21 protein-coding genes are annotated in these 24,467 nt (G+C 40.0%); 1 reads left to right on the top strand and 20 read right to left on the bottom strand.

Going from position 1 to position 24,467, the window contains the following annotated elements; genetic code table 11:
* The 7 genes from priA to AC4G3L_RS10155 form a co-directional block, all read right to left on the bottom strand.
* Window positions 1-2,418 carry a primosomal protein N' gene (gene priA, locus AC4G3L_RS10185; RefSeq protein ID WP_491077185.1) on the bottom strand — a complete coding sequence of 806 codons (2,418 nt, stop codon included), beginning with the start codon at window positions 2,416-2,418 and terminating at the stop codon, window positions 1-3.
* Complete coding sequence (gene coaBC, locus AC4G3L_RS10180; protein ID WP_491076842.1) at window positions 2,412-3,626, bottom strand: bifunctional phosphopantothenoylcysteine decarboxylase/phosphopantothenate--cysteine ligase CoaBC; 1,215 nt, start codon at window positions 3,624-3,626, stop codon at window positions 2,412-2,414. The genes priA and coaBC overlap by 7 nt, the downstream gene beginning before the upstream one ends.
* Window positions 3,627-3,802: 176 nt before the next feature.
* On the bottom strand, window positions 3,803-4,021 hold the full coding sequence (gene rpoZ / locus AC4G3L_RS10175; RefSeq protein WP_491076841.1) for a DNA-directed RNA polymerase subunit omega: 219 nt from the start codon (window positions 4,019-4,021) through the stop codon (window positions 3,803-3,805).
* Window position 4,022: 1 nt separating this feature from the next.
* Window positions 4,023-4,640 (bottom strand): guanylate kinase, encoded by a 618-nt coding sequence (gene gmk / locus AC4G3L_RS10170; RefSeq protein WP_491077184.1) that lies wholly within the window; start codon window positions 4,638-4,640, stop codon window positions 4,023-4,025.
* A 9-nt stretch (window positions 4,641-4,649) separates the two neighbouring features.
* Complete coding sequence (gene remA / locus AC4G3L_RS10165; RefSeq protein ID WP_066100607.1) at window positions 4,650-4,913, bottom strand: extracellular matrix/biofilm regulator RemA; 264 nt, start codon at window positions 4,911-4,913, stop codon at window positions 4,650-4,652.
* Window positions 4,914-4,972: 59 nt separating this feature from the next.
* The gene (locus AC4G3L_RS10160) at window positions 4,973-5,854 is read right to left on the bottom strand and encodes a YicC/YloC family endoribonuclease (RefSeq protein ID WP_491076840.1); all 882 of its coding nucleotides are present in this window, start codon (window positions 5,852-5,854) and stop codon (window positions 4,973-4,975) included.
* A 95-nt stretch (window positions 5,855-5,949) separates the two neighbouring features.
* Window positions 5,950-8,619, bottom strand: coding sequence for a calcium-translocating P-type ATPase, SERCA-type (locus AC4G3L_RS10155; protein WP_491076839.1), 2,670 nt, complete (start codon window positions 8,617-8,619; stop codon window positions 5,950-5,952).
* A 145-nt stretch (window positions 8,620-8,764) separates the two neighbouring features.
* Between AC4G3L_RS10155 and AC4G3L_RS10150 the strand changes: the two genes are divergently transcribed.
* On the top strand, window positions 8,765-10,468 hold the full coding sequence (locus AC4G3L_RS10150; RefSeq protein ID WP_491076838.1) for an Rqc2 family fibronectin-binding protein: 1,704 nt from the start codon (window positions 8,765-8,767) through the stop codon (window positions 10,466-10,468).
* A gap of 246 nt (window positions 10,469-10,714) precedes the next feature.
* Here AC4G3L_RS10150 and AC4G3L_RS10145 read toward each other — a convergent pair whose 3' ends face one another.
* The 13 genes from AC4G3L_RS10145 to pyrR all read right to left on the bottom strand — a co-directional run bounded on the left by AC4G3L_RS10145 (window position 10,715) and on the right by pyrR (window position 24,286).
* Window positions 10,715-11,200 carry a GNAT family N-acetyltransferase gene (locus AC4G3L_RS10145; RefSeq protein ID WP_491076837.1) on the bottom strand — a complete coding sequence of 162 codons (486 nt, stop codon included), beginning with the start codon at window positions 11,198-11,200 and terminating at the stop codon, window positions 10,715-10,717.
* A 266-nt stretch (window positions 11,201-11,466) separates the two neighbouring features.
* Window positions 11,467-12,105, bottom strand: a complete 639-nt coding sequence (locus AC4G3L_RS10140) for an SdpI family protein (RefSeq protein ID WP_491076836.1) — start codon at window positions 12,103-12,105, stop codon at window positions 11,467-11,469.
* A gap of 20 nt (window positions 12,106-12,125) precedes the next feature.
* Window positions 12,126-12,392, bottom strand: a complete 267-nt coding sequence (locus tag AC4G3L_RS10135) for an autorepressor SdpR family transcription factor (protein ID WP_491076835.1) — start codon at window positions 12,390-12,392, stop codon at window positions 12,126-12,128.
* A 293-nt stretch (window positions 12,393-12,685) separates the two neighbouring features.
* Window positions 12,686-13,315, bottom strand: coding sequence for an orotate phosphoribosyltransferase (gene pyrE, locus AC4G3L_RS10130; RefSeq protein WP_491076834.1), 630 nt, complete (start codon window positions 13,313-13,315; stop codon window positions 12,686-12,688).
* Window positions 13,312-14,025 carry an orotidine-5'-phosphate decarboxylase gene (gene pyrF, locus AC4G3L_RS10125; protein WP_491076833.1) on the bottom strand — a complete coding sequence of 238 codons (714 nt, stop codon included), beginning with the start codon at window positions 14,023-14,025 and terminating at the stop codon, window positions 13,312-13,314. The genes pyrE and pyrF overlap by 4 nt, the downstream gene beginning before the upstream one ends.
* Entirely contained in the window at window positions 13,997-14,923 is a 927-nt protein-coding gene (locus tag AC4G3L_RS10120) for a dihydroorotate dehydrogenase (RefSeq protein ID WP_491077183.1), read from the bottom strand. The genes pyrF and AC4G3L_RS10120 overlap by 29 nt, the downstream gene beginning before the upstream one ends.
* Before the next feature lie 14 nt (window positions 14,924-14,937).
* On the bottom strand, window positions 14,938-15,699 hold the full coding sequence (locus AC4G3L_RS10115; protein ID WP_491076832.1) for a dihydroorotate dehydrogenase electron transfer subunit: 762 nt from the start codon (window positions 15,697-15,699) through the stop codon (window positions 14,938-14,940).
* Complete coding sequence (gene carB / locus AC4G3L_RS10110; protein WP_491076831.1) at window positions 15,696-18,908, bottom strand: carbamoyl-phosphate synthase large subunit; 3,213 nt, start codon at window positions 18,906-18,908, stop codon at window positions 15,696-15,698. Before carB ends, AC4G3L_RS10115 begins: the two co-directional genes overlap by 4 nt.
* Complete coding sequence (locus tag AC4G3L_RS10105) at window positions 18,905-19,993, bottom strand: carbamoyl phosphate synthase small subunit (RefSeq protein ID WP_491076830.1); 1,089 nt, start codon at window positions 19,991-19,993, stop codon at window positions 18,905-18,907. The genes carB and AC4G3L_RS10105 overlap by 4 nt, the downstream gene beginning before the upstream one ends.
* Complete coding sequence (gene pyrC / locus AC4G3L_RS10100; protein ID WP_491076829.1) at window positions 19,990-21,276, bottom strand: dihydroorotase; 1,287 nt, start codon at window positions 21,274-21,276, stop codon at window positions 19,990-19,992. The genes AC4G3L_RS10105 and pyrC overlap by 4 nt, the downstream gene beginning before the upstream one ends.
* Before the next feature lie 3 nt (window positions 21,277-21,279).
* Complete coding sequence (locus AC4G3L_RS10095) at window positions 21,280-22,179, bottom strand: aspartate carbamoyltransferase catalytic subunit (RefSeq protein WP_491076828.1); 900 nt, start codon at window positions 22,177-22,179, stop codon at window positions 21,280-21,282.
* Between the two features lie 145 nt (window positions 22,180-22,324).
* The gene (uraA, locus tag AC4G3L_RS10090) at window positions 22,325-23,629 is read right to left on the bottom strand and encodes a uracil permease (protein WP_491076827.1); all 1,305 of its coding nucleotides are present in this window, start codon (window positions 23,627-23,629) and stop codon (window positions 22,325-22,327) included.
* A 117-nt stretch (window positions 23,630-23,746) separates the two neighbouring features.
* On the bottom strand, window positions 23,747-24,286 hold the full coding sequence (gene pyrR / locus AC4G3L_RS10085; RefSeq protein ID WP_491076826.1) for a bifunctional pyr operon transcriptional regulator/uracil phosphoribosyltransferase PyrR: 540 nt from the start codon (window positions 24,284-24,286) through the stop codon (window positions 23,747-23,749).
* Between the last annotated feature and the right edge of the window lie 181 nt (window positions 24,287-24,467).

Genomic DNA, 24,467 nt, shown 5'->3' with positions numbered 1-24,467 from the left:
TTACATCATAATGAACGGATTGACATCAATCGATAATTGTAATCCAGATTGGGTGGCATTACGTCCATATGTTTCGTTCAATTTTTTTAAAATAGAGGTTAAATTAGGTTCCCGCTTGTATTTTATCAGACATTGATACCTATATCTATTATTGATTCTGGACATAGGAGAAGCCGATGGACCAAATACGACCGTTTCCGGTCCTACCTGCCGTTTAACAAATGCTGTTATTTTATCTGCCGCCTCAACGGTTTTTAAAACATCCTCATGGGAAATAGTTAAAAGAGCAATATAAAAATAAGGAGGATAGTCACTTTGTTTCCTTAGGAACATCTCTCTCATGAAAAAACCATCATAATCCTGCTCTGATGCCAGCTGAATACTGTAATGTTCGGGAGTATAGGTTTGGATGACAACTTCGCCCGGCAATTCATGTCTTCCGGCACGTCCGCTGACCTGCGTTAATAGTTGAAAGGTTCGTTCCGATGATCTGAAGTCAGGTAAGTGAAGCATCGTATCAGCAGTAAGGACACCAACCAAGGTTACTTTTGGAAAATCAAGTCCTTTAGCAATCATCTGTGTTCCGAGAAGGATATCAGCCTGTCCTTCTTCAAATTTTTTCAGTAACGCTTCATGTGCCCCTTTTCGCCGTGTCGTATCCACATCCATTCTGATAACCCTTGCGTGTGGCAACAATTTACCCAACTCTTCTTCTACTTTTTGAGTACCAGTTCCAAAATAACGAATATGATCGCTGCCGCAATCTGGACATACCTCTGGAACTCTTTCTTCCAGGCCGCAATAATGACACTTCATCAGTGATTGGGCACGATGAAAAGTCATTGAAATATCACAGTTTGAGCATGTCACGACCAAACCGCAATTTCTGCACATGACAAAGGAGGAATGGCCTCTTTTATTTAACAACAGAACGGTCTGTTCGCCTTTATCTACACGGTCCTTCAATTTTTCAAATAATAAATGGGAGAACATGGAGCGGTTTCCCCCTCTCATTTCATCCCTCATATCTATGACGGAAACAGTTGGCATGGCCTGCTGGTTCACTCTGGTTTTTAACGTTAAGAGTGTATAAACACCCTTTTTCGCTCTAGCAAAACTCTCAAGCGAAGGTGTTGCGCTGCCGAGCACAACCGGACAATGATGATAAGCAGCCCGTTTTAGCGCTACATCACGTGCATGATAACGTGGTGTTTCCTCCTGCTTATAGCTGCCTTCATGCTCTTCATCAATAATAATCAAGCCTAAATTCGTAAATGGAGCAAAGACAGCTGAACGGGCACCGACCACTACTTTAACTTCTCCGCGCTGGATTTTGCGCCATTCATCATATTTTTCACCATGTGAAAGGCCGCTATGTAAGACAGCCACCAAATCTCCAAACCGCCTTTTGAATCTGTTTACCATCATCGGTGTTAAAGAGATTTCAGGTACTAGAACAATAGCCTCCTTACCTCTATCTACAATTTGCTTGATTGATTGTAAATAAATTTCTGTTTTGCCGCTCCCCGTTACTCCATACAGCAGGAAATTTTCATTTCGATTTTCCTTTATGGCTATGGTAATTGGATCCATCGCCGCCTGTTGCGTAGCGGTTAACTCCAGGCAATGATCTGGTTTAAATTGCCCTGCGGCAAATGGACTGCGATATTCTTCCTTCTCAATAATCTTTACCATGCCCTTTGAGACAAGAGGTTTAATTGCAGTCGAACTATTTATTCCTGTTTCTTCCAACACTTTTGAAAGTATTTGCTCCCCTGGGTGCTTAATCAAATAAGCTACTAATTTTTTCTGATTGCTGGCATTGGCATTTAACTGCTCTAATTGTTCAAGTAGTTCTTCCTTGGTCAATAAAGAAGTAATATATTTTTGTTTCTTAATGTTTGTTTTATTGGAAACCTGAACAGTAATCTCCAGATTGCCTTTATCAATCTCATCCTTTATAAAGGATAGTAATTCATCATTTTGCATCTTAATCCAGCTAACAGCTTCCGATTTACCGAACAAATACTGAATCTGTTCCGGAAGGTCATTTATCTGTTTTCCGGGAGCAAGCCGAATTTGTTTTTCATACTTGGCTTTTAATGCTGCCGGCAGCATCGCCTGGAATGCCGATATTTTAAAGCACATCGTCTCATCTGCCAGCCAATGCCCCAAATCAAGCAATTCATTATTAATCGCTGGTTCAATATCCAATAAACTGCTGATAGTTTTTAATCCTTTAACTTCTGTATGATCCTTTAGCCTAACGACAAAGCCAAGTAATTTTCTTGGGCCAAATGGAACGGTCACTCGCATGCCCTCACGGATAATTCCTGTCCATTTCGCTGGTACTTTATAATCGAATGGACGATCCGTTTGTTGAGCTGGTACATCCACGATCACTTCTGCAATCATAATAAAGGTGCCTCTTTTATTTGTAAGGATTCTATCTCTTTAAATATTTCTGCAGCCACTTCTGCTTTACTTAATAAAGGGAGTTTTCTAAAGCTGCCATCCTTTTTATACAGGGTAACAATATTAGTGTCAGTTCCGAAGCCTGCACCTTCATGCGTTACATTATTGGCCACTATCATATCCGCATTTTTCTTAACCAGCTTTTTCTTTGCATATTCTTCCAAGTGATTGGTCTCAGCTGCAAAGCCAATTATAAGTTGATTCGTTTTTCTTCTACCGACCTCTCGGAGAATATCCCTTGTGCGACTTAGTTCAAGCGTACTGTCTCCTTCTTGTTTCTTGATTTTCTGATTTTCATAAACAGCCGGTTTATAATCAGCGACAGCCGCTGTACCAATGATAATATCCTGATGGTCCATGACGTCCATAACGGCTTCAAACATCTCAGAAGCACTTTCAACATCAATCACTTTGACACCTACTGGAGGATTTAGTGATACAGGACCTGATACCAACGTAACATCTGCTCCCAATCTGCTCGCTACCTCTGCCAAAGCATATCCCATTTTTCCGCTTGAAAAATTAGAAATATAACGAACAGGGTCAATCCGTTCTCGAGTTGGCCCTGCTGTAATCAGAACTTTTTTTCCGACCAGTGGTTTGTTCTCACCAGAAAAATAAGTCCCCAAATTAGCAACAATTGTTTCCGGTTCTTCCAGCCTGCCCTTTCCAACATACCCGCAAGCTAAATAACCTTCAGATGGTTCCATAAATAAATAGCCATCTTCATGAAGACGCTCCATATTTCGTTGCACAGCTTTATGGTGATACATATGGACATTCATCGCCGGGGCAATAAAAACAGGCGCCGTAGTTGCCAGCAATGTGGTAGAAATAATATCGTCAGCAATCCCATTTGCCAACTTCGCTATGATATTTGCTGTAGCTGGCGCAATCAAAATGGCATCCGCCCAATCTGCGAGCTCGATATGTGCGATTTTACCAGGGATTTTCTCGTCGAACGTATCTATATAAACATCGTTTTTGGATAAAGCCTGAAAGGTTAGCGGCGCCACAAATTTCGTCGCTGATTCACTCATTAAAACTTTAACTTGCGCACCGGCCTGAACAAGTTTACTTGTTAATGCGGCCGATTTGTATACAGCAATTCCTCCTGTTACACAAACAAGTATCTTCTTATTATCAAGCATCTAATCACTCCATCACTGGTATTCTTAAGAATTCCTTTAGATACATCTTTTATATCATATATTATCTATTAAATTTGCACTAATATGTTTTACTATATAATTCGAAAACATATCATCATCAAAAAAAAACAACCTTATTATAATTTCTAAGGTTGTTTTTTGCACCACTGTCTCTATTAATAGTCAAGACGACCTTCAGTTTCCACACGATATGTTAAATCACCAGAATGGATTTCCTCAAGAGCCTTTCCAACATGTTTATGAGATACGGGCTTTGCAATTCTTGTGCCTTCTCCGGACTCTTGCATATAGCGTGCACGTTTAGCTGCAACAGACACCAAAGAATACTTAGAATCAATTTTTGTTAATAATGAGTCAATAGATGGATACAACATATTATTTATCATCCTCCAATAATTTTTTATATCTTTTTTCCACTCGTTCACGACGAAGATGTTCAGCTACCACGATTGAATTAATACGTTCGCATGCATGTTCCACACGATCATTTTCAACTACATAATCATACAGGTTCATCATTTCGATTTCTTCACGTGCCGCTTTCATTCTGTTTCGAATTAACTCATCTGTCTCCGTACCTCTTGTTACGATACGATTTTCGAGTTCCTTTAAGCTCGGTGGTGCAAGGAAAATAAATAGTCCGTCAGGAAACTTTTCACGAACCTGACGCGCTCCCTGTACTTCTATTTCAAGAAATACATCCTTACCTTCATCCAACGTTTTGCGGACGTATTCAATCGGTGTACCATAATAGTTTCCTACATATTCGGCATGCTCCAAAAGTTCATCATTGGCGATCATTTCTTCAAATTGTTTCTTGGATTTAAAGAAATAATCCACACCATCAACTTCTCCCTCACGAGGATTTCTAGAAGTTGCTGATATCGAATACTGAAAATCAACATCCGGCTGAGAAAAAATCGCTTTTCTGACCGTTCCTTTTCCTACGCCAGATGGACCTGATAAAACAATTAATAATCCTTTTTCTTCCAAAACTTTCACCTATCCTTCCAACACGCTCTCATCACGGTCATGTAACCTAGCAGCAACTGTCTCCGGCTGTACCGCAGATAAGACAACATGATCACTATCCGTTATAATGACGGCGCGCGTCCTTCTTCCATATGTAGCATCTATGAGTGAACCTTTGTCGCGGGCATCCTGAATAATCCTTTTAATGGGCGCTGATTCAGGACTTACAATGGTGACAATACGATTAGCAGAAACAATATTCCCAAATCCAATATTTATCAACTTTATGGACATTGAAGCAGCCTCCATCCCTCTCACCTAGTGTGTGCTTGTATGTACGGTCATAAACTGCATTATTCTACATTTTGAACCTGTTCCTTCATTTTCTCAAGAATTGTTTTCATTTCGACCACTTTTCTTGCGATTATTGCATCATTGGCTTTAGATCCAATTGTATTTGTTTCCCGATTCATCTCCTGTATCAGAAAATCCAGTTTCCTGCCAATTGTCCCACTTGCCTCTAATGATTCTAAAAATTGAGCAATATGGCTTTTTAGCCTTAAGATCTCTTCATGGATATCTGCCTTATCTGTAAATAAGACTATTTCTGTTAATATCCTGTTTTGATCAAGATCAATGGTATCGCCAACCGCTTCATCAAGCTTTTGTTTAAGTCGGTTTCTATACAGCTTTACAACTTCTGGTGCCCGTTCCCTGACAGCCTCAACTTCCGCTTCAAGCATTAGAACATGCGTGATTAAATCACTTTTCAAGAAGTTACCTTCTCTTTCCCGCATATGACATAATCGGGAAGCTGCTTCTTCTACCGTATCCATCAGCATATGTTCGATGTCAGCATTTACTTCTTCCTTCTCATCGATATGAATAATGTGTTCGAGATGCAGCAAATCTGTCATCTCCGGTTCTGTATACGCACTGTACTTATCATTGAATTCAGTAGTTATATTCATAAATTGATCAATTAAATCCCAATTAGGTGTCATGGTTCTCTTAACATTACCATCGCCCTGCAGGCTGATAAACACTTCAATTCTGCCTCTATGCAACTTTTGCTGAATAATCTTTTTAATTCTGTCTTCATACATAAGCAGTTGTCGAGGTGATCGGATACTGCATTCAAAAAACCGATGATTTACACTTTTCATTTCTATGGTTATGGATAATGCGTCGTTTTCTGTTCTTGCTCTTCCATACCCTGTCATGCTTAAAATCATCCATACCCAGCTCCAATCAGTAACATTATACACTCTATTATAAAAATAAAAAGGTAATAGAGCTCACTCTACTACCTTAAAAATTATATCACAATTTATTTGGATTTACTTACATAAAATGTACCTGCCAATAAAAAAGTTGGAATGGAAGCCATACCGATAATCAATAACCAGTCACGTGGAGCTATCGGCACTGTATGGAATACGGACTGTAAAGGCGGGTAGTACAGAGCAATGACCATAAGAAGTAAGGAAGATATGACTGCCCCGACCAGGTACTTATTGCCAAATGGGTTCCTTGAAAAGATTGATTTTTCACTTCTGCAATCAAATACATGTATTAACTGTGCAAGCACCAAGGTCACAAAGGCCACGGTCTGTGCATATTGTAAACGATCAGGATTTGACTGATAGACAGTAATAAACGCGAGTAAGGTGGCTATTCCAATCAAAAAGCCCCTCGAGACAATTTTCCAGCCCAACCCCCTTGCAAATACCCCCTCTTTTGGATGGCGAGGTCCACGCTTCATTACATTCTCTTCTGGCTGGTCAAGGCCAAGTGCCATAGCCGGCAATCCATCAGTGACCAGGTTTACCCATAGAATTTGGATTGGTAATAAAGGTAATGGCAGTCCCATAATCATCGCAAACAGCATGACCAAAATTTCCCCAACATTAGAAGCCAATAAATATCGTATGAATTTACGAATGTTTTCATATATATTTCTGCCTTCTTTAATCGCTGACTTTATGGTGGCAAAATTATCATCCATTAAAATTAAAGAGGATGTTTCTTTAGCTACGTCCGTTCCTGATATCCCCATTGCTATTCCAATATCCGCAGCCTTTATTGCCGGTGCATCATTCACACCGTCCCCGGTCATGGCAACGATATGACCTATTCGCTGAAAAGCACTGACAATTTTCAATTTATGCTCTGGCGAAACACGGGCAAAAACGGTTGTTTCATCTACAATATTTTCTAAATCTTCAACGGACATGGCGTCAAGTTCTTTCCCGGTCAGCAACCGATCTCCTTCTCGAAAAATATCTAGCTGCTTCCCAATAGCCTTTGCGGTAACCATATGATCACCCGTTATCATGACCGTTTTAATGCCTGCATCCCTGCATTCTGCAACCGCCTTCTTCACTTCAGAACGAGGCGGGTCCATCATGCCTTCCAACCCCAGGAATATCAATTCATTTTCTGCATCCGACTGATCCAGGATTGCTTGATTGGCCGGTACACTTTTATAAGCAACCGCTATTGTCCTTAAGGCTTGTTCACCCATTTGTTCAGTTGTATTCACTATAGAATTCAGGATTGGCTGGTCCATATATTGCACCCTGCCGTTGCTCATAAATGATGTACATTTCCCAAGTAAAACATCCGGTGCACCCTTTGTCACAACAAACTGCCTTCCGTTTTTATCTTTTACCAGCACACTCATTAATTTACGTTCTGACTCAAAAGGAAATTCCTTTATAATCGTATATTTCTCGAATAAAAGCTGACGGTCGATGCCCTTTTTCATAGCTGCAACCAACATAGCCCCTTCCGTGGGATCTCCATCTATATAGTACTTTTTCTTTTTTAATTTAAGCTCGGCGTTATTACAGAGGATCCCATAGGTGAGCAATTGCTTTAGCTCCGTATCATCGCTATGTCCGCTCAAACTTTCAAAAGTACCTGTTGGATCGAACCCTTTTCCGGATACTGACCAATGTTGCCCGGAACACCAGACCTTAGTAACCATCATCTTATTCTCCGTCATCGTCCCTGTTTTATCTGAACAAATAACGGATGCACATCCCAGCGTTTCCACAGCAGGGAGCTTACGCACAATCGCATTTTGCCGAATCATTCTCTGAACTCCGAGGGATAATGCAACCGTAACAATTGCAGGCAATCCTTCCGGAATAGCAGCTACAGCCAAAGATACTCCTGCAAGAACCATAGTATATAGATTATTACCTTGTAAAACTCCTATACCAACAACCAACACCGTTAGGAATAAGGCAGCAATAATCAGTACTTTCCCCAATTGTTCCAGCCGAAGCTGCAATGGGGTTTGTTGAGTATTGGCTTTTTGCAATAAATCTGCAATTTGACCCATGGCAGTCTTCATTCCTGTTGCAACAATTATTCCCTCACCTGACCCTCGCGTTACCATTGTTCCCATAAACGCCATATTAACCTGATCACCGATGCCTTCAGGTACATAACTCGTTGGTTCATCTGTTTTAGTGACAGGGAGAGATTCGCCCGTTAACGCAGATTCTTCTATTTCAAGATTATATTGTTTGACAATCCTCATATCTGCACCAATTCGATCTCCACTGGAAAACTTCACTATATCTCCCGGCACACAATCATTTGCAGGAATTCTCGACCATAAACCATCCCGCAAAACATTCATTTGCGGTGCGGCCATTTCCTTTAAAGCTTGCATGGATTTTTCTGCTTTCCTTTCCTGAAAAAAACCCAATAAACCATTTATTAATACAATCATGATAATGGCAATCGCATCAATATACTCCCCCAGTAAGCCTGAAACGAGAGTAGCTGCAAGTAAGACGAGTACCATAAAATCTTTAAACTGCTGAAAAAACAAAATTAGAGCAGATTGCTTTTCTCCTTCAGCCAATTCATTCTTACCATATTGATTCTGCCTCTTTTTTGCTTCCTGGTGACTTAAACCTTTGTTTGTATGTACTCCAAAAGCGGATTGCAACTTATCTTTGTCCATTTCTACCAGCTTCATGTGACGTTTACAACCTCCTTGACAATCCGGATAACTTTCTTTAGTACATGTTTATTCAGAGTTGTCCTAAAAAATGCTATACTTGTTAGACTGGAATTTATAACTCAAAAAAACTACTTACTTAATAGAAGAAGGTGTCACGCATATGTCCTTTGATGGATTTTTCACAAGAGCAATGACCGAGGAGCTATCCCAAACGTTAACTGGTGGCCGAATAACTAAAATTCATCAGCCTTATAAAAATGAATTAATCTTAGTCGTTCGCGCAGGCAGGACCAATCAAAAACTTCTGTTATCCGCACATCCAAGTTACGCACGCGTACAACTAACGGAAGAAAATACGGATAACCCTTCAGAAGCCCCTATGTTTTGCATGCTTCTTCGCAAACATCTGGAAGGGTATTTCATAGAGAAGATCGAACAACCTGAACTGGAAAGAATTATCACATTCGAAATTAGAGGACGCAACGAAATTGGAGACATTACTCAAAAATTATTAATCATCGAAATTATGGGTAAGCACAGCAATATCATCCTCGTAGATAAAGAGAGAAATATGATTATCGACTGTATCAAGCATGTACCACCTGCTTTAAACAGCTACAGAACATTGCTGCCGGGTCACCCCTATGTTTTGCCTCCAAATCAGAACAAGGTCAATCCGCTCCATGATATCGAGAAAGGCCTTCAATATATTGACTATATGGCTGGGAAGATTGATAAACAATTAGTCACACAATTTGCCGGCGTATCTCCTTTGCTAGCAAAAGAAGTAACCTATCGGGCCGGCCTAGTAAATAGAGAGACTGTTCCAGCAAGCTTTACTAAAATAATTGAACAGTTAAAGTCCCATCAATACACACCGACATTGGTATCAGGTAATAAAGATGCTTTCTACCTTATACCTCTTGAACACCTGAAAGGAAGTACGAAAGAATTCCCTTCTCTAAGTTCACTGCTGGACCGCTTTTATTATCAAAAAGCGGACCGCGATCGTGTCAAACAACAGGCATATGACTTGGAACGGATTCTCTCAAACGAAAAAGAAAAAAATGAAAAGAAACTGATTAAATTGAAAGAGACACTGCAGGATTCGGAGAAAGCAGATATTTTCAAAAAATACGGGGAACTGATAACCGGCCATATTTATGCTTTAGATAAAGGTATGAACAATGCCGAAGTGATTGATTATTATGATGAAACTCAACCTACAATTACAATAGAGCTTGATGTCAGAAAGACCCCTTCCGAAAATGCGCAATGGTATTTTTCAAAGTATCAAAAAGCCAAGAATGCTAAATCATTTGTAATGGAACAAATCGAAAAAACAAATGAAGAAATTCAATATCTCGATAATCTCATCCATCAAATGAATACAGCATCACCAAGAGATTTGCAGGAAATCCGTGAAGAGCTTGAAGAAGGCGGATATGTGAAAAAAAGATATACCAAAAAACAAGGAAAGAAAAAAGATTTGAAGCCGGTCCTTGATACCTATATGTCCAGCGACGGCATTGAAATTTTGGTTGGGAAAAATAATAAGCAAAACGAATATTTAACCAATCGCTTAGCCGCCAAAAACCAACTTTGGTTTCATACAAAGGATATCCCAGGTTCTCATGTCGTTATCCGTGATGCAAATCCTTCCGAGCAAACGATAACAGAAGCCGCTATGCTGGCAGCCTATTTTAGCAAGGCTCGGCAATCTAGCCGCGTACCGGTTGACTCCACTTTAATCAGACACGTAAAAAAACCGGCGGGGTCTAAACCAGGCTTTGTAACTTATGATAATCAAACAACCTACTATGTTACACCGGATGAAGAATTGGTTCGATCCTTAAAAGCATGAACTAAAACGCATCGGTCCTAATTTAACTGGTTGGGTTTAAGAGTACAAAAATTAAATTAGAGTAATAAAAAGAGGTTCAAATCGCATATTGATTTGGACCTTTTATTTTTGTTGATGTATAAAGGTTTATATTTAAAAAATATGAAAATTAGTAACGTAATTGACATACTAATTAACAGGATGACATTGCACATTGTCACTGATTTAAATTAGATGCTAAAATGGTTGCTCTCGCATATGCGATCTTTAAACTTTTAACACCATTCTTACTGTTTTTAGGATTTGACCATCAAAATCATCATCAAACTCTTTGACAACCTCAAAACCTTTGGCTTCATAAAAGGTCTTTCCGATTTTATTATCCTTTTCGACATTTATATAAATCTCATTTACACCGTCTAAATCTTTAATCCCCTTTTCCAACAATGCTGAACCTATGCCCTTACCTTGTTGTTCTGGATAAAGATAAATAGCCCCTAACTCAACTTTTCCATTTTCTCTTACTGGAGAAAAGTTAGCAAAACCCACGACTTCACCATCTACTTCAACTACAAAAAGAGTAGAACGTTCTAACCGTTGCTTCATCCTTTCATCATTGTAAGCCGTTTTCAAGAAACTTTCTTGTACCTCTGAAGGAATTATTCCTTCGTACGTAACATTCCATGTTGTTTTTGCCACTTTTTGAACTTGTTTTATATCTTCTTGTTGCATTTTACGAATTACATATGCCATTCTAATCAGCCTTCCATTTGTTATTTAATTCCAATAATTTAAAAAATATAACATTTGTTATGATAAAAATGGACATGTTCTATTAACGTTTTTGAAAAAAGATGAAAAAGAGCATTATGGTGAACAATGCTCTTCATCTACTAAATATCATGTTATTTACTCTGTGAGATTTCCTTTAATTTGATTGCTGTATGTAATGCTGTTTGATGTTTTTGTACTTCAAATCCGAACCCGTTAGTCCCAATCCGCTGCGTTTACGTTTTGTTTTATGATTCTTTTGTAAGAGACTTAAATACAAAATAAGAATAGGCCGTCGGTACAATTACGATAATAGCAACTACACCCGTGATTATATAAAACTCCCATTCCATTGGCATAAAGTACGTCAGGAAAATGAGCAGACCCCCACCCATAAATAATTTACCGCCTAACCTATGCGTTTTTCTCCAAACTTCATCATTGCTAAGTGTCCATGGCGTGCGAATTCCAATGAAATAATTGGTCCTTGCTTGCTGAAGATAATTGCCAATAATCATAAATAAAACACCAACAAACGGACCAGCCAAACGTTCCATTGGGATATTAATCCCCAAACAAATAAGCAGTATAATCATATTGATGACAAAAAACAATGTAATCATGGCATAGTTTATTATCAGATAACCCCTTGAAAAATAATTATAATTTTTCTTTTTCGGATCAATTTTGGGTAAAATCATCATTAAAAGATAAGTAAAAACCATAATGGCATGCAGGGTAAAAAAAGCCGTTCCTTTTGATTGGTATCCATCCGCTCCATCCTTCCCCCAGTGAATCGGCACCACTTCAGGTAACGATGAAAAATTAATCAGCCAGCTAATCACCGAAATAGCCATTAAAATAATCGGAAACAAATGTTTTTTCATAATCATTCCCTCTTCCTTTTTTAATCTTTTTGGGGCTTCGTAATCCCGTAGACCCAACCGATCAGGTCCTGCAGTACAGTTGTGTTTAAAGAATAATACACATATTGTCCCTTTTTAATATGATGAACCAAGCCCGCTCCTTTTAAGATTTTTAAATGCTGAGAAATGCTTGGCTTGGACATATCAAAATGCTCATGTATCTCCCCTGCTGTTAAATCACCATCTTTTAATAAATCAAGAATTTTTCTGCGTGTGGGGTCCGATAAAGCTTTAAAAGTCTCATTCATTTCAATTCCCCCATAATATATTGGTATTAAATAAGTATTTAAGTAATTACTTAAATTGTAAATGAACTCAGCAAACTTGTAAATAAGCGGATTTATTGGTTGCTAAAACTAAATATACTGGAAAAGAAGAGGTATTTTATCTCTAGTTTTAAATACCTGTATGGCAGATTATTATAAGCAGCAAAAAGATTAGTTTATGATGGGTTTATCTCCTGTTCATTTATAAAACTATGAATTAAAAAAGGATAAAATCCTGATGATTCAGACTTTATCCATATTAAACCGTTATGCACTTAATAAATCCAGCTTTCATCATAAGGATTCTGCTTCCATTTGCGCAGTTTATTCAGCTCATCCTTCGTCACATACTGATGTTCTTCCGCTACTTCGATAAGTGTTGAATAATCGCTTAAGGAGTAAGATGGAACTTCAATATTAGCAAATGCCATACTTGCTTTATCCATTTCGTATGTAAAGATTGATACAACCCCGAGTACATCGCAGTCTGCTTCACGCAAGACCTGAACACATGCAATTGAACTGCCGCCAGTTGAAATCAAATCCTCTACAATTACTACCTTATCGCCTTTTTCAACTTTCCCCTCAATTTGATTTCCTTTACCATGTCCTTTTGCACTGGAACGAATATAAATCATTGGTAAGTGGAGTTGTTCACTTACCCAGGCAGCGTGCGGTATACCTGCTGTAGCTGTTCCTGCAATAATTTCTGCTTCAGGGAATTTTTCATTTATTAATTGAGCCAGGCCTTTTGCTATATCCTTCCTCACTGCCGGATAAGACATCGTTAAACGATTATCACAATATATCGGGGATTTGAGGCCGGATGACCAGATAAAAGGGTTGCTTGGCTGCAAGGCTACAGCCTGAATAGATAATAATTGTTCTGCTATTTTTCTTTTCATATTTTTCTCTCCCATTCGGTAACTATCTCATGATAAGCCCCTACTGGATCCTCTGCCGTTGTAATACTTCTTCCCACGACGATAAAATCACTGCCCTGTTCACTAGCCATAAATGGTGTAGCTACCCTTGTTTGGTCCCCTGCTGTATCACTGCCAAGACGAATTCCAGGAGTGACTGTACAGAAGTTCGTCCCAACCTGATTTTTAATTTGCTGAACCTCATGTACGGAGCAAACGACTCCATCAAGACCTGAATCTTTAGCTAATTGACTGTAATGAATCACACTTTCAGCCAGGGTCGTCTGAATGAGTTGCTCTCGTCTCATCTGTTCTTCACTTGTACTTGTCAATTGCGTAACAGCTATACAAATCGGTCTTTTTCCTCCAGCCTGAGTACCCTTTTCAAGACCTTCAAGTGCATATTCCATCATCTTTCTTCCGCCTGCTGCATGAACATTAACCATATCGACTCCCAGTCTTGCCACTATCTCCATTGCTTTCCCAACCGTACTCGGGATATCATGCAATTTCAAGTCCAAAAAAATGTCATGTCCCAATTCTTTAATTGCCGTAATGATAGAAGGACCTTCTCCGTAATAAAGCTCCATACCTACTTTAACAGCCAATTTTTCATCCTTAAATTCCCTCAAAAAATGAAGAGTAAGCTCTCTATTCGGAAAATCAAGCGCGATGACCGATGTATTGCGCATTCTTTTTCCAGCTCCTTCCTATACATTCTGATATATGATCAATCCCAAGCGATGTAAGAAGTTCCGGCAGAGCATCAATAATCTCAGGCATGACAAACGGATTGATAAAGTTTGCTGTTCCCACCGCAACTGCATTCGCACCCGCATAAAGAAATTCAATCACATCCTCAGCCGTTTCTATGCCTCCCATGCCAATGATAGGAATGGAAACTTGCGAGCTCACATCGTGAATCATACGAATGGCAACCGGTTTAATGGCAGGTCCTGATAAACCACCTGTCCGATTGGCTAAAACAGGCTTGGCTGTTTTGAGATCAAGTCTCATTCCTATTAGTGTATTAATCATCGTCAGTCCATCGGCGCCACCTTCTTCTACTGCCTTTGCAATGGAAACAATATCGCTGACATTTGGAGATAATTTAACGTAGATGGGTACCGACGACACGTCTTTAACCGCTTTTGTTAATTCTTTAGCGACAGTCGGGTCAGTACCAAATTGAATACCTCCGCATTTAACATTCGGACAAGAAATATTCAGTTCAAGTGCATGTACATTTGGAGCTTTACTGATCTGTCTAGCTGTCTCCACATAATCATCCATGGTGGTCCCAGCCACATTTGCAATAATTGGTACGTCGAAACTTTCAAGCCAGGGAAGCTCCTCACTCATAACCTTATCCAAGCCGGGATTTTGAAGACCAATGGCATTCAGCATCCCTGCATTCGTTTCCGCAACCCTTGGGGTCGGATTTCCGTAACGCGGTTCAAGTGTGGTTGATTTTATGATGACGGCACCCAGTTTACCGAGATCATAGAACTGGCTGTACTCTCTGCCAAAACCGAAACAACCCGAGGCTGGCATAATCGGATTTTTTAACGTTAATCCGGGCATCTGCATGCTTAAAGAATTATTCATATAATTACCTCCTCTGAACGAAACACCGGTCCATCCGTACATATCTTCCGGTACCCTTTTTCCGGTGTACGGCATACACAGGCAAAGCAGGCTCCAATCCCGCACCCCATTCTCTCTTCAAGTGAGATAAACACCTTTTTTTCTTTATACTTCTCCATAACCGCCTTCAGCATGGGCGTTGGTCCGCATGTATACACCCCATCACTATCCTGGAAGGCAGAGACACTCGTTACATATCCTTTATCCCCGCACGAGCCATCTTCCGTAGTGATAATGGTCTCCCCCAGTTCAGCAAATTCTTTTTCATAAAAAATATCTGTTGCCGTACGCAGACCTAGAATGTGCTGTACAGATACACCTTTTGCCGTAAAATCTCTTGAAAGCTGCAATAAAGGCGGTATCCCAATCCCTCCGCCAATCAAAAGTGCCTTGCCTCCCGGTCTCACTTCTTCAACCGGAAAGCCATTCCCAAGCGGTCCCATTACATCGACTTTTTCCCTCGTTTTTTTCTCTGATAGAATACTGGTTCCTTTTCCTTCCACTCTGTAAACGATTGTAAAACGAGATTGCTCGGGATCAATCTGGCATATACTGATTGGCCTGCGCAGCAAAGGATCTATCCTGTTAGATACTCTGATATACACAAATTGCCCCGGCATTTTCATGGAGGAGACAAGTGTCCCCTCCAAAGTCATTTCAAATATTTTCGGCGCAATCATTCGATGGCTGACAACAGTCATCATCTCTTTTTGAATCATAAGCTGATTGCCTCCCTGGCCGTTTCCATATGGTTCATTTTAGTTGTCGAAAAGGTTAAAGACTCCAACACGGTTAAAATGGCATTGGCCGTATCCAATGATGTCAAGCAAGGAATCCCATTTTCAACCGATTCACGGCGAATCCGGAAGCCGTCGCGTTCCGGCTGTTTGCCCTTGGTTAAGGTATTGATTACCAACTGTGCTTTGCCATTATGAATCATATCCAATAAATCCGGATTATCACTGCCGATTTTCCCAACAATTCGGCATGGGATATTTGCTTGATCCAACACCTGCGCTGTCCCCTCGGTAGCTATGATTTGATAGCCAATTTCATTAAAACGTTCCGCAAGTTGTGCAGCTTCTTTTTTATCTTTGTCTGCTATAGTCAAGAGAACAGACCCATGTTGTTTAATATGAATACCTGAAGCAATTAAGCCTTTATACAGCGCCTTTTGTAAAGTTTCATCTTTCCCCATCACTTCCCCAGTTGACTTCATCTCTGGTCCGAGCGTTATTTCAACCTGGCGAAGCTTCGCGAATGAAAATACAGGTACTTTCACGTAAACTCCTGCCTTTTCAGGTACAAGTCCATTTTCGAAACCATAATCTTTAAGCTTTTGTCCCAAAATGACCTTAGTAGCCAATTTCGCCATCGGAACATTGGTGATTTTACTCAAAAAAGGAACAGTTCTGCTTGAACGTGGATTGACTTCAATCACATATACTTCATTGTTGGAAACAACATACTGGATATTAAATAACCCAATGATATTTAAGCCCTTTGCCAGTTTAATCGTATAGTCCACGATTTTCCCTTTAATTTCCCCTGATAGATTTTGTGGAGGGTAGACCGCAATAGAATCACCGGAATGGACTCCAGCCCGTTCAATATGCTCCATGATTCCCGGAATAACGACTGTTTCACCATCAGTTATCGCATCTACTTCAATTTCTGTCCCTGTCAAATAACGATCAATTAATACGGGATGCTTCGGATTTACCTTAACAGCATTTTTCATATAGTGAAGCAAATCCTCCTGATCATCCACAATCTCCATTGCTCTTCCACCAAGAACATAGGAAGGTCTTACCAAAATAGGATAACCTATCTCATCAGCGACTTTTACTGCTTCCTCCACTGATAATGCTGTTTTTCCTTTGGGCTGCGGGATGTTCAATTCTGATAAGGAACGCTCAAACATATCACGATTCTCAGATCGATCCACATCTTCAAGGGAAGTACCCAGTATCTTAACCCCTCTTTCGACAAGGGCTGAGGCAAGATTAATGGCAGTCTGACCGCCAAATTGTACAATGACACCTTCTGGTTTCTCTAAGTCTATTACATTCATGACATCTTCAATCGTTAATGGCTCGAAATAAAGTTTGTCGGAAATACTGAAGTCCGTTGAGACCGTTTCCGGATTACTGTTAATAATAATCGCTTCATAGCCTGCTTCTTTAATCGCCCAGACAGAATGAACCGTTGCATAATCAAATTCAACTCCCTGCCCGATTCGGATCGGCCCTGACCCCAGTACGACCACACTTCTGCGAGATGTTACAATAGACTCATTTTCATCCTCGTAACTGGAATAAAAATAAGGTGTCTCAGATTCAAACTCTGCCGCACAAGTATCCACCATTTTAAAGACAGGTTTAATTTGATTTTCTATCCGCCATTTATACACTTCCAATTCCGAGCTGTTCCAAAGACTAGCTAAGCTATAATCAGAGAATCCTAGTTTTTTGGCAGTTAATGTATATTCTGGATGAAAAGGTGTCTCTATAAGGTTACTTTCCATCTCAATGATTTTTGAGAACTTATGCAGGAAGAATAAATCGATTCCAGACCATTCGTGAATCACCTGAATCGTCAATCCTCGCTTCAGCCCTTCGGCGATATAAAATAGTCGCTCATCCGTTGCCGTTCTAATTTGGTTTTCTATATCTTCATTTGTGAACATCTCAGCATTTGGCAGTTCAAAGTGCAAGATTCCAACCTCAAGGGAGCGAATTGCTTTTAAAAGAGATTCCTCGAACGTTCTGCCAATTGCCATGACCTCTCCGGTTGCTTTCATTTGTGTTCCTAAGATTCTGTTTCCTTCCTCAAATTTATCAAAAGGCCAGCGCGGTATTTTGGTTACGACATAATCCAGGGCTGGTTCAAAGCTGGCATATGTTTTACCGGTAACAGGATTAAGCATCTCATCAAGTGTCAATCCAACGGCAATCTTAGCCGCAAGCTTAGCAATTGGATAACCAGTTGCTTTAGAGGCAAGAGCAGACGAACGGCTTACCCTTGGGTTGACCTCAATAATGTAGTAATGGAAGCTATCCGGATCGAGAGCAAGCTGTACATTACAACCTCCTTCAATCTTTAAAGCACGGATGATTTTCAACGAAACATTTCGCAATAATTGGTATTCCCGATCGCTCAGTGTTTGGCTCGGTGCCACGACAATCGAATCCCCAGTATGTATCCCGACAGGATCAATATTTTCCATATTACAAACTACAATCGCACTATCATTTGAATCTCTCATGACCTCATATTCAATTTCCTTGAACCCTGCAATGCTTTTTTCCAGCAAGCATTGGCTAACAGGACTGCTCATTAGGCCGCCAGCTACGATTTCACGTAATTCCCCTTCGTTTGAACAGATTCCGCCGCCTGTTCCTCCAAGTGTATAAGCCGGTCGTACAATCACAGGGTATCCTACATCCTGAACAAAAGCCTCGGCTTCTTCCAGCGTATATATTATTTCGCTGTCCGGAACCGGTTCGCCTAACTTCATCATTAAGTTTCGGAATAACTCACGGTCCTCAGCCTGCTCAATTGCAGATAACTTTGTTCCCAGAATTTCTACACCGCATTCTTCTAGAACTCCAGACTTGGACAGCTCTATAGCCAGATTCAATCCAGTTTGCCCTCCAAGTGTCGGCAATAAAGCATCGGGACGTTCTTTACGAATGATTTTACTGACAAACTCTAACGTTAAAGGCTCAATGTATACGGCATCTGCAATTTCCGTGTCTGTCATAATCGTAGCAGGATTGGAGTTTACTAAAACAACACGATATCCTTCCTCTTTTAAAGCCAGACAGGCTTGTGTACCTGCATAATCAAATTCTGCCGCCTGACCAATTACAATTGGTCCGGATCCAATAACCAAAATCGATTTAATATCTGTGCGTTTACTCATTTTACCGCCTCTTTCAGCTTGGATTTCTCAATCATTGTGATAAATCGATCGAATAAATAGTTTGTATCTTCTGGTCCCGGGGATGCTTCCGGATGATACTGGACTGTAAACGCATCGTGATATTTATGTTTCAAACCTTCAATTGTGCCATCATTTAAAGCAATATGTGTAACTTCCAGGTCCGTTTTCTCAATAGACTTATATTTTACTGTGTATCCATGGTTTTGTGATGTCAGTGCTACTTTACCTGTTGTTAAATCCTTAACTGGATGATTAGAGCCGCGATGCCCAAATTTTAATTTTTCGGTTTCAGCGTTACACGCTAAAGCAAATAGCTGATGTCCAAGACAAATACCGAAAAGTGGAACTTTTCCGATTATTTTTCTTATCATTTCAATCGCATCCGGAACATTTTCAGGGTCTCCCGGTCCATTGGTCAGCATGATGCCATCCGGACGCAGTGTCATAATTTCTTCAAAGGTTGTGTTATAAGGAACAACAATTACATCACAGTCTCGGTTATTCAATTCCCTTAATATTCCGTGTTTCATTCCGAAATCTACAATGACCACTCGATAACCGCGTCCTGGACTTGGATAAGCTTTTTTGGCAGAAACCTTTTGAACCTGATTACGCGGCAGTACAGTTGCTTTTACTTGATGAAGCATCGTTTCAGTGTCTTTTGTTACTGAACAAATAACGCCTTTTACTGTCCCTTTTTCACGTATCATTCTTGTTAGTTTTCTTGTATCAATCCCTGAGATACCGGGAATGTTCTTGATTTTCAGATACTCATCCAGTGAAAAATCACTTCTCCAATTGGATGGAAAATCAGCCACTTCTTTTACAATTAAGCCACTTAGGCTGGGGGTTATAGATTCAAAGTCATCACGATTAATCCCGTAATTACCGATTAGTGGGTAGGTCATCGTAATAATCTGGCCGCAATAAGAAGGATCCGATAAAATTTCCTGATAGCCAGTCATTCCTGTATTAAAAACAACTTCTCCAATCTTATCGCATTCTCCCCCGAATGCTTCTCCGATAAAAATGGTCCCATCTTCTAATATTAATTTTCTTTTCATTCAGAAAAACTTCCTTTCTGCCAAACTATATTTCCTTCTACTATCGTCAATACAGGCCACCCTTGACAGCTCACGTCGGCAAATGGTGTATTCTTACCCTTGGAAAGAAAGTTCTCCGGATTGATGACTTGCTCCTCTTCTAAATCAAGCAAGACGAGATCTCCATGTCGACCAATCTCTATTTTTCCGTAATCAAGATTGAATGCCTGCGCTGGTTTGATTGTTAAGAAATCAATTAATTGTTTAAGGGTCATCACTCCCTTTTTCACCAAATATGTATACAGCAGCGGAAATGCTGTCTCCAGGCCAACAATACCAAACGGTGCAAGCCTGATATTCTGTGATTTCTCCTCTGCTGAATGAGGCGCATGATCAGTTGCGATAAAATCAATCGTCCCATCTAACAGACCTTCAATCAATGCCATTTTGTCATCCTCACCTCTTAAAGGCGGATTCATTTTAAAATTGGTATTGAGTCCCTTTATATTCTCTTCGGATAATAGCAAATGATGGGGAGTTACTTCTGCTGTTACATGAATGCCCGCCTTCTTTGCCTCACGGACCGTTCTGACCGACTCCTTTGTACTGATATGACAGACGTGATAATGACATGCCGACGCCTCAGCCAGTAAAACATCCCTAGCAATATGGACCGCCTCACAAACTGAAGGGATACCAGGTAATTGATGTTCCCTCGAATAGATTCCTTCATGTACACAGCCATTCTGGATTAACGTATTCTCCTCACAATGGGCAACTATGGTCATATCAAGTGCTGCAGCTTTTTTCATAGCTTCAAGCATCATTCCGGCCGACTGGACACCGACACCATCATCGGTAAAAGCGAATGCTCCCGAATTCTTTAAAGCTGCAAAGTCAGTTAATTCCTTTCCAAGTTCGCGTACAGTGATCGAGGCATAGGGCAGTACCCTTACGCTTGCCGTTTCTCTTATTCTAGTATTCAACCAAAGCATTTGTTCGGCTGAATCCGGAACCGGACGTGTATTCGGCATAGAAGCAACTGTTGTAAAACCACCCTTTGCAGCAGCTTTTGTACCCGTTTCAATTGTTTCCTTGTGCTCTCCGCCGGGCTCTCTTAAGTGGACATGTAAATCAATAAACCCTGGAGCCAACAAATATCCCTCCGCGATGATGATGTTTGCCTGTTGATCAAGCAACTCATCTTGGATATCGATGATGAATCCATCTTCAATTAAAATATCCTTGGTGACTTGTCTTCCTTCTTCAGAAAAAAAACGCGCGCTTTTGATAAGTGTATTCATGATTTACCGCTCCTTCCCTATGCTCGATACTTTTTTTAAAGCAGCCATCCTCACGTATACTCCATTTGCCATTTGTTTGAATATTCGCGAACGCTCACATTCAACTAAAGAATCATCAATTTCAACGCCTCTGTTTACTGGAGCAGGATGCATAATTATACATTCCTTCTTCAAACGATTTTCTCTTTCAATTGTCAAACCATATCTGTACAGATACTCCATTTTTCTACTAATCGGCATTCCCTCTGTATGACGTTCATGCTGGATGCGGAGCAGCATAACTACATCAGAATTTTTGATAGCATCGTCAATTGATTCATAAGAAATTATACTGCCAGGAAGGCTGGCCCAATCCTGCGGTCCTGTGAATACTACCTTCGCACCGAGCCTGGTTAGTGTTTCTGCATTTGAGCGAGCCACACGACTATGTCTTATATCACCTACAATTGCTACTTTTAATCCTTGGAATGTATCGAATTCTTGCTTAATGGTCATTAAATCGAGTAAACATTGCGTAGGATGGTGACCACATCCATCACCAGCATTTATTATGGATAAATATACACCACTTTGTATTAAATTTGCAAAATAATTAACTTCCGAATGACGAATGACTACCGTTTCCACTCCAATTGCCTCTAAAGCTTTCACTGTATCGGTCAGGCTTTCACCTTTTAGTACACTCGATGTTTGCACTTCAAATGGGATCACATCGAGACCCAATTTCCGCTCTGCCATTTCAAAGCTGACTTTTGTCCGTGTACTTGGTTCAAAAAATAGATTGGCTACAAAGTGCCTTCTCACCGGCGTCCAAATCTCCCCACTCGCAAATGCCTCCGCATCCGATAGCAAATTTAAAATTTCCTCATTCGATAAATCCGTCATCGTAAGCAAGTGTTTCATAGTCAACCAGCCTCCTATATTCTAAAAAAAAACCCTAATTCGCTTTAACGAATCAGGGTTTTAGTTTAATTATCGAATGATTCCATAAGATATTGGAATTATTCAACTTAACCTAATCCCTGTCTATTAATTGGATGATCTATTATCAACCTTGACTTTCGTTGGTTTCTTTACCTGGAAGCACAAGATTTAAGATGACACCTACAATGGCGGCCAATGCCATACCAGAAATGGAGGCATGTTCGGTGATTTTGAGCATTGCTCCACCAACACCAATGATTAAAATGACAGAGGATATGACTAAGTTTCTATTTTTAGATAAATCAATTTTATTATCAATTAACATCCGCAAACCACTAGATGCAATGATACCGAAAAGAAGAATGGAGACTCCTCCCATGACAGCCGACGGGATCGATTGAATCAGAGCCGAAATTTTACCAACAAATCCAAATAGGATTGCGAATACTGCTGCTCCACCTATTACATATACACTGAATACTCTCGTTAGTCCCATAACACCAATATTTTCTCCATAGGTTGTATTTGGAGGACCACCCAGACAGGATGCAATCATGATGGAAACTCCATCTCCAAATAATGAGCGATGCAAACCGGGCTTCTCTACAAAATTACGTCCTGCAATTTTACCTAGAACCAATTGATCCCCGATATGTTCTGCAATTGGGACGATGGCAACTGGAATCATGATCAGAACGATCTCCCATGTTAAAGCTGGTGTATAGTCTACAAATGGTATTGTAAAGTTTGGAATTTGGAACCAAGCTGCTTCTTTTACCGGCGTAAAATCTACGATTCCAAAGAAGCAGGCTGTAATATATCCACCAATAATACCGATTAATACTGGAATAAGTGATAAAAAGTTTTTAAAGAGAACAGAGCATGCGATTGTGATTGCAAGAGTAATTAAAGCTACTGTAATATGTTTTGTACTATAAACAAGAACTGCAGCAGATGAATCTTCATACATGGCCATATTTACTGCTGTAGATGCAAGACCAAGACCAATTACCATAATGACAGGACCAACAACTACTGGCGGTAAAAATTTCAATAGTGTTTCAGGACCCAGTTTTTTAACTAATAACGCAACGAGGGCATAGATAAGTCCTATTAAAAATCCGCCTACTAAAGCCGAACCAACTCCGCTGTTTTGATTTAATATAGTAATAGGAGCGATAAAGGCAAAGGAAGAACCAAGATAAGCAGGTATTTGTCCTTTGGTAATCAGGATGTAAACCAGTGTACCAATACCGCTTGTCAATAAGGCGATTCCCGGATCAAGGCCTGTTAAAATCGGTACGAGAATGGTTGAACCAAACATCGCAAATAAATGCTGCAGACTTAATATAAACCATTGCTTCGGAGTTGGTTTTTCATTGACATCGTACCTAATTTGAGGATTGTTTGCTGTTTCTGTAGAAGTCATAATTATTGCCTCCCTGATGAAAATAATTAGTTTCGAAGGGAGATGATATTTTGCATAAGCAAATATCAGTTACTCCCCCTTTTCAGCCTCACAGGACTGAATTTAAAAAGGAATTATTTATTCAAAAATGGAGACTTGTTCACCGTCATCCATTTCTTTTAATTTGACGACAATTTTTTCGTTTTTGGCAGTAGGGATATTTTTGCCTACATAATCAGCACGGATTGGAAGCTCCCTATGTCCTCTGTCGATCAGGACAGCCAATTGTATTTGAGCCGGCCTGCCGATGTCTACAAGAGCATCCAAGGCTGATCTTACTGTTCTGCCCGTGTACAAAACATCATCGACGAGAATGACCTTTTTATCCTTTAAGCTAAAAGGAACATCTGATCCATTTACAAGCGGCTCCCCATTTTTTGTCTTTGTACTTAAATCGTCCCGGTATAGGGTAATATCCAGTTCTCCAACCGGAATATCCGCGCCTTCAATTTCATGAATTCTTTGTTGAAGGCGCTTTGCAAGAAAAATACCGCGGGTGCGTATGCCGATGATTACACAGTCACCAACACCCTTATTTTTCTCGATAATTTCATGCGCAATTCTCGTTAATGCTCGTGAGATTGCCTTTTCATCAAGTAAGATTGCTTTCTCTAACATTTGATCAATCCTTTCTGTGGGAAATAAAAAATCCTTTTGCCGCATGGGCAAAAGGATATAATGAACCATAGAAAAAGACATACTTCTTCCAATTGTTTATCACGTACCTTCTCAGCCTCACGGGACTGTATTAAAGGACCTTATTAAGTTGTTTCTATATTACTTTAGGATGGATGCCCTT

The organism is Bacillus sp. z33 (genome assembly GCF_058313615.1).
This window is presented reverse-complemented; position numbering and strand designations above follow the sequence as displayed.

Bases quoted from the DNA above. Each gene is read 5' to 3' on its own strand.
- coaBC (WP_491076842.1), bottom strand. From the start codon at position 3,626: ATGCTTGATAATAAGAAGATACTTGTTTGTGTAACAGGAGGAATTGCT.
- rpoZ (WP_491076841.1), bottom strand. From the start codon at position 4,021: ATGTTGTATCCATCTATTGACTCATTATTAACAAAAATTGATTCTAAG.
- remA (WP_066100607.1), bottom strand. From the start codon at position 4,913: ATGTCCATAAAGTTGATAAATATTGGATTTGGGAATATTGTTTCTGCT.
- AC4G3L_RS10160 (WP_491076840.1), bottom strand. From the start codon at position 5,854: ATGATTTTAAGCATGACAGGGTATGGAAGAGCAAGAACAGAAAACGAC.
- AC4G3L_RS10155 (WP_491076839.1), bottom strand. From the start codon at position 8,619: ATGAAGCTGGTAGAAATGGACAAAGATAAGTTGCAATCCGCTTTTGGA.
- AC4G3L_RS10150 (WP_491076838.1), top strand. From the start codon at position 8,765: ATGTCCTTTGATGGATTTTTCACAAGAGCAATGACCGAGGAGCTATCC.
- AC4G3L_RS10145 (WP_491076837.1), bottom strand. From the start codon at position 11,200: ATGGCATATGTAATTCGTAAAATGCAACAAGAAGATATAAAACAAGTT.
- AC4G3L_RS10140 (WP_491076836.1), bottom strand. From the start codon at position 12,105: ATGAAAAAACATTTGTTTCCGATTATTTTAATGGCTATTTCGGTGATT.
- AC4G3L_RS10135 (WP_491076835.1), bottom strand. From the start codon at position 12,392: ATGAATGAGACTTTTAAAGCTTTATCGGACCCCACACGCAGAAAAATT.
- pyrE (WP_491076834.1), bottom strand. From the start codon at position 13,315: ATGAAAAGAAAAATAGCAGAACAATTATTATCTATTCAGGCTGTAGCC.
- pyrF (WP_491076833.1), bottom strand. From the start codon at position 14,025: ATGCGCAATACATCGGTCATCGCGCTTGATTTTCCGAATAGAGAGCTT.
- AC4G3L_RS10120 (WP_491077183.1), bottom strand. From the start codon at position 14,923: ATGCAGATGCCCGGATTAACGTTAAAAAATCCGATTATGCCAGCCTCG.
- AC4G3L_RS10115 (WP_491076832.1), bottom strand. From the start codon at position 15,699: ATGATTCAAAAAGAGATGATGACTGTTGTCAGCCATCGAATGATTGCG.
- carB (WP_491076831.1), bottom strand. From the start codon at position 18,908: ATGAGTAAACGCACAGATATTAAATCGATTTTGGTTATTGGATCCGGA.
- AC4G3L_RS10105 (WP_491076830.1), bottom strand. From the start codon at position 19,993: ATGAAAAGAAAATTAATATTAGAAGATGGGACCATTTTTATCGGAGAA.
- pyrC (WP_491076829.1), bottom strand. From the start codon at position 21,276: ATGAATACACTTATCAAAAGCGCGCGTTTTTTTTCTGAAGAAGGAAGA.
- AC4G3L_RS10095 (WP_491076828.1), bottom strand. From the start codon at position 22,179: ATGAAACACTTGCTTACGATGACGGATTTATCGAATGAGGAAATTTTA.
- uraA (WP_491076827.1), bottom strand. From the start codon at position 23,629: ATGACTTCTACAGAAACAGCAAACAATCCTCAAATTAGGTACGATGTC.
- pyrR (WP_491076826.1), bottom strand. From the start codon at position 24,286: ATGTTAGAGAAAGCAATCTTACTTGATGAAAAGGCAATCTCACGAGCA.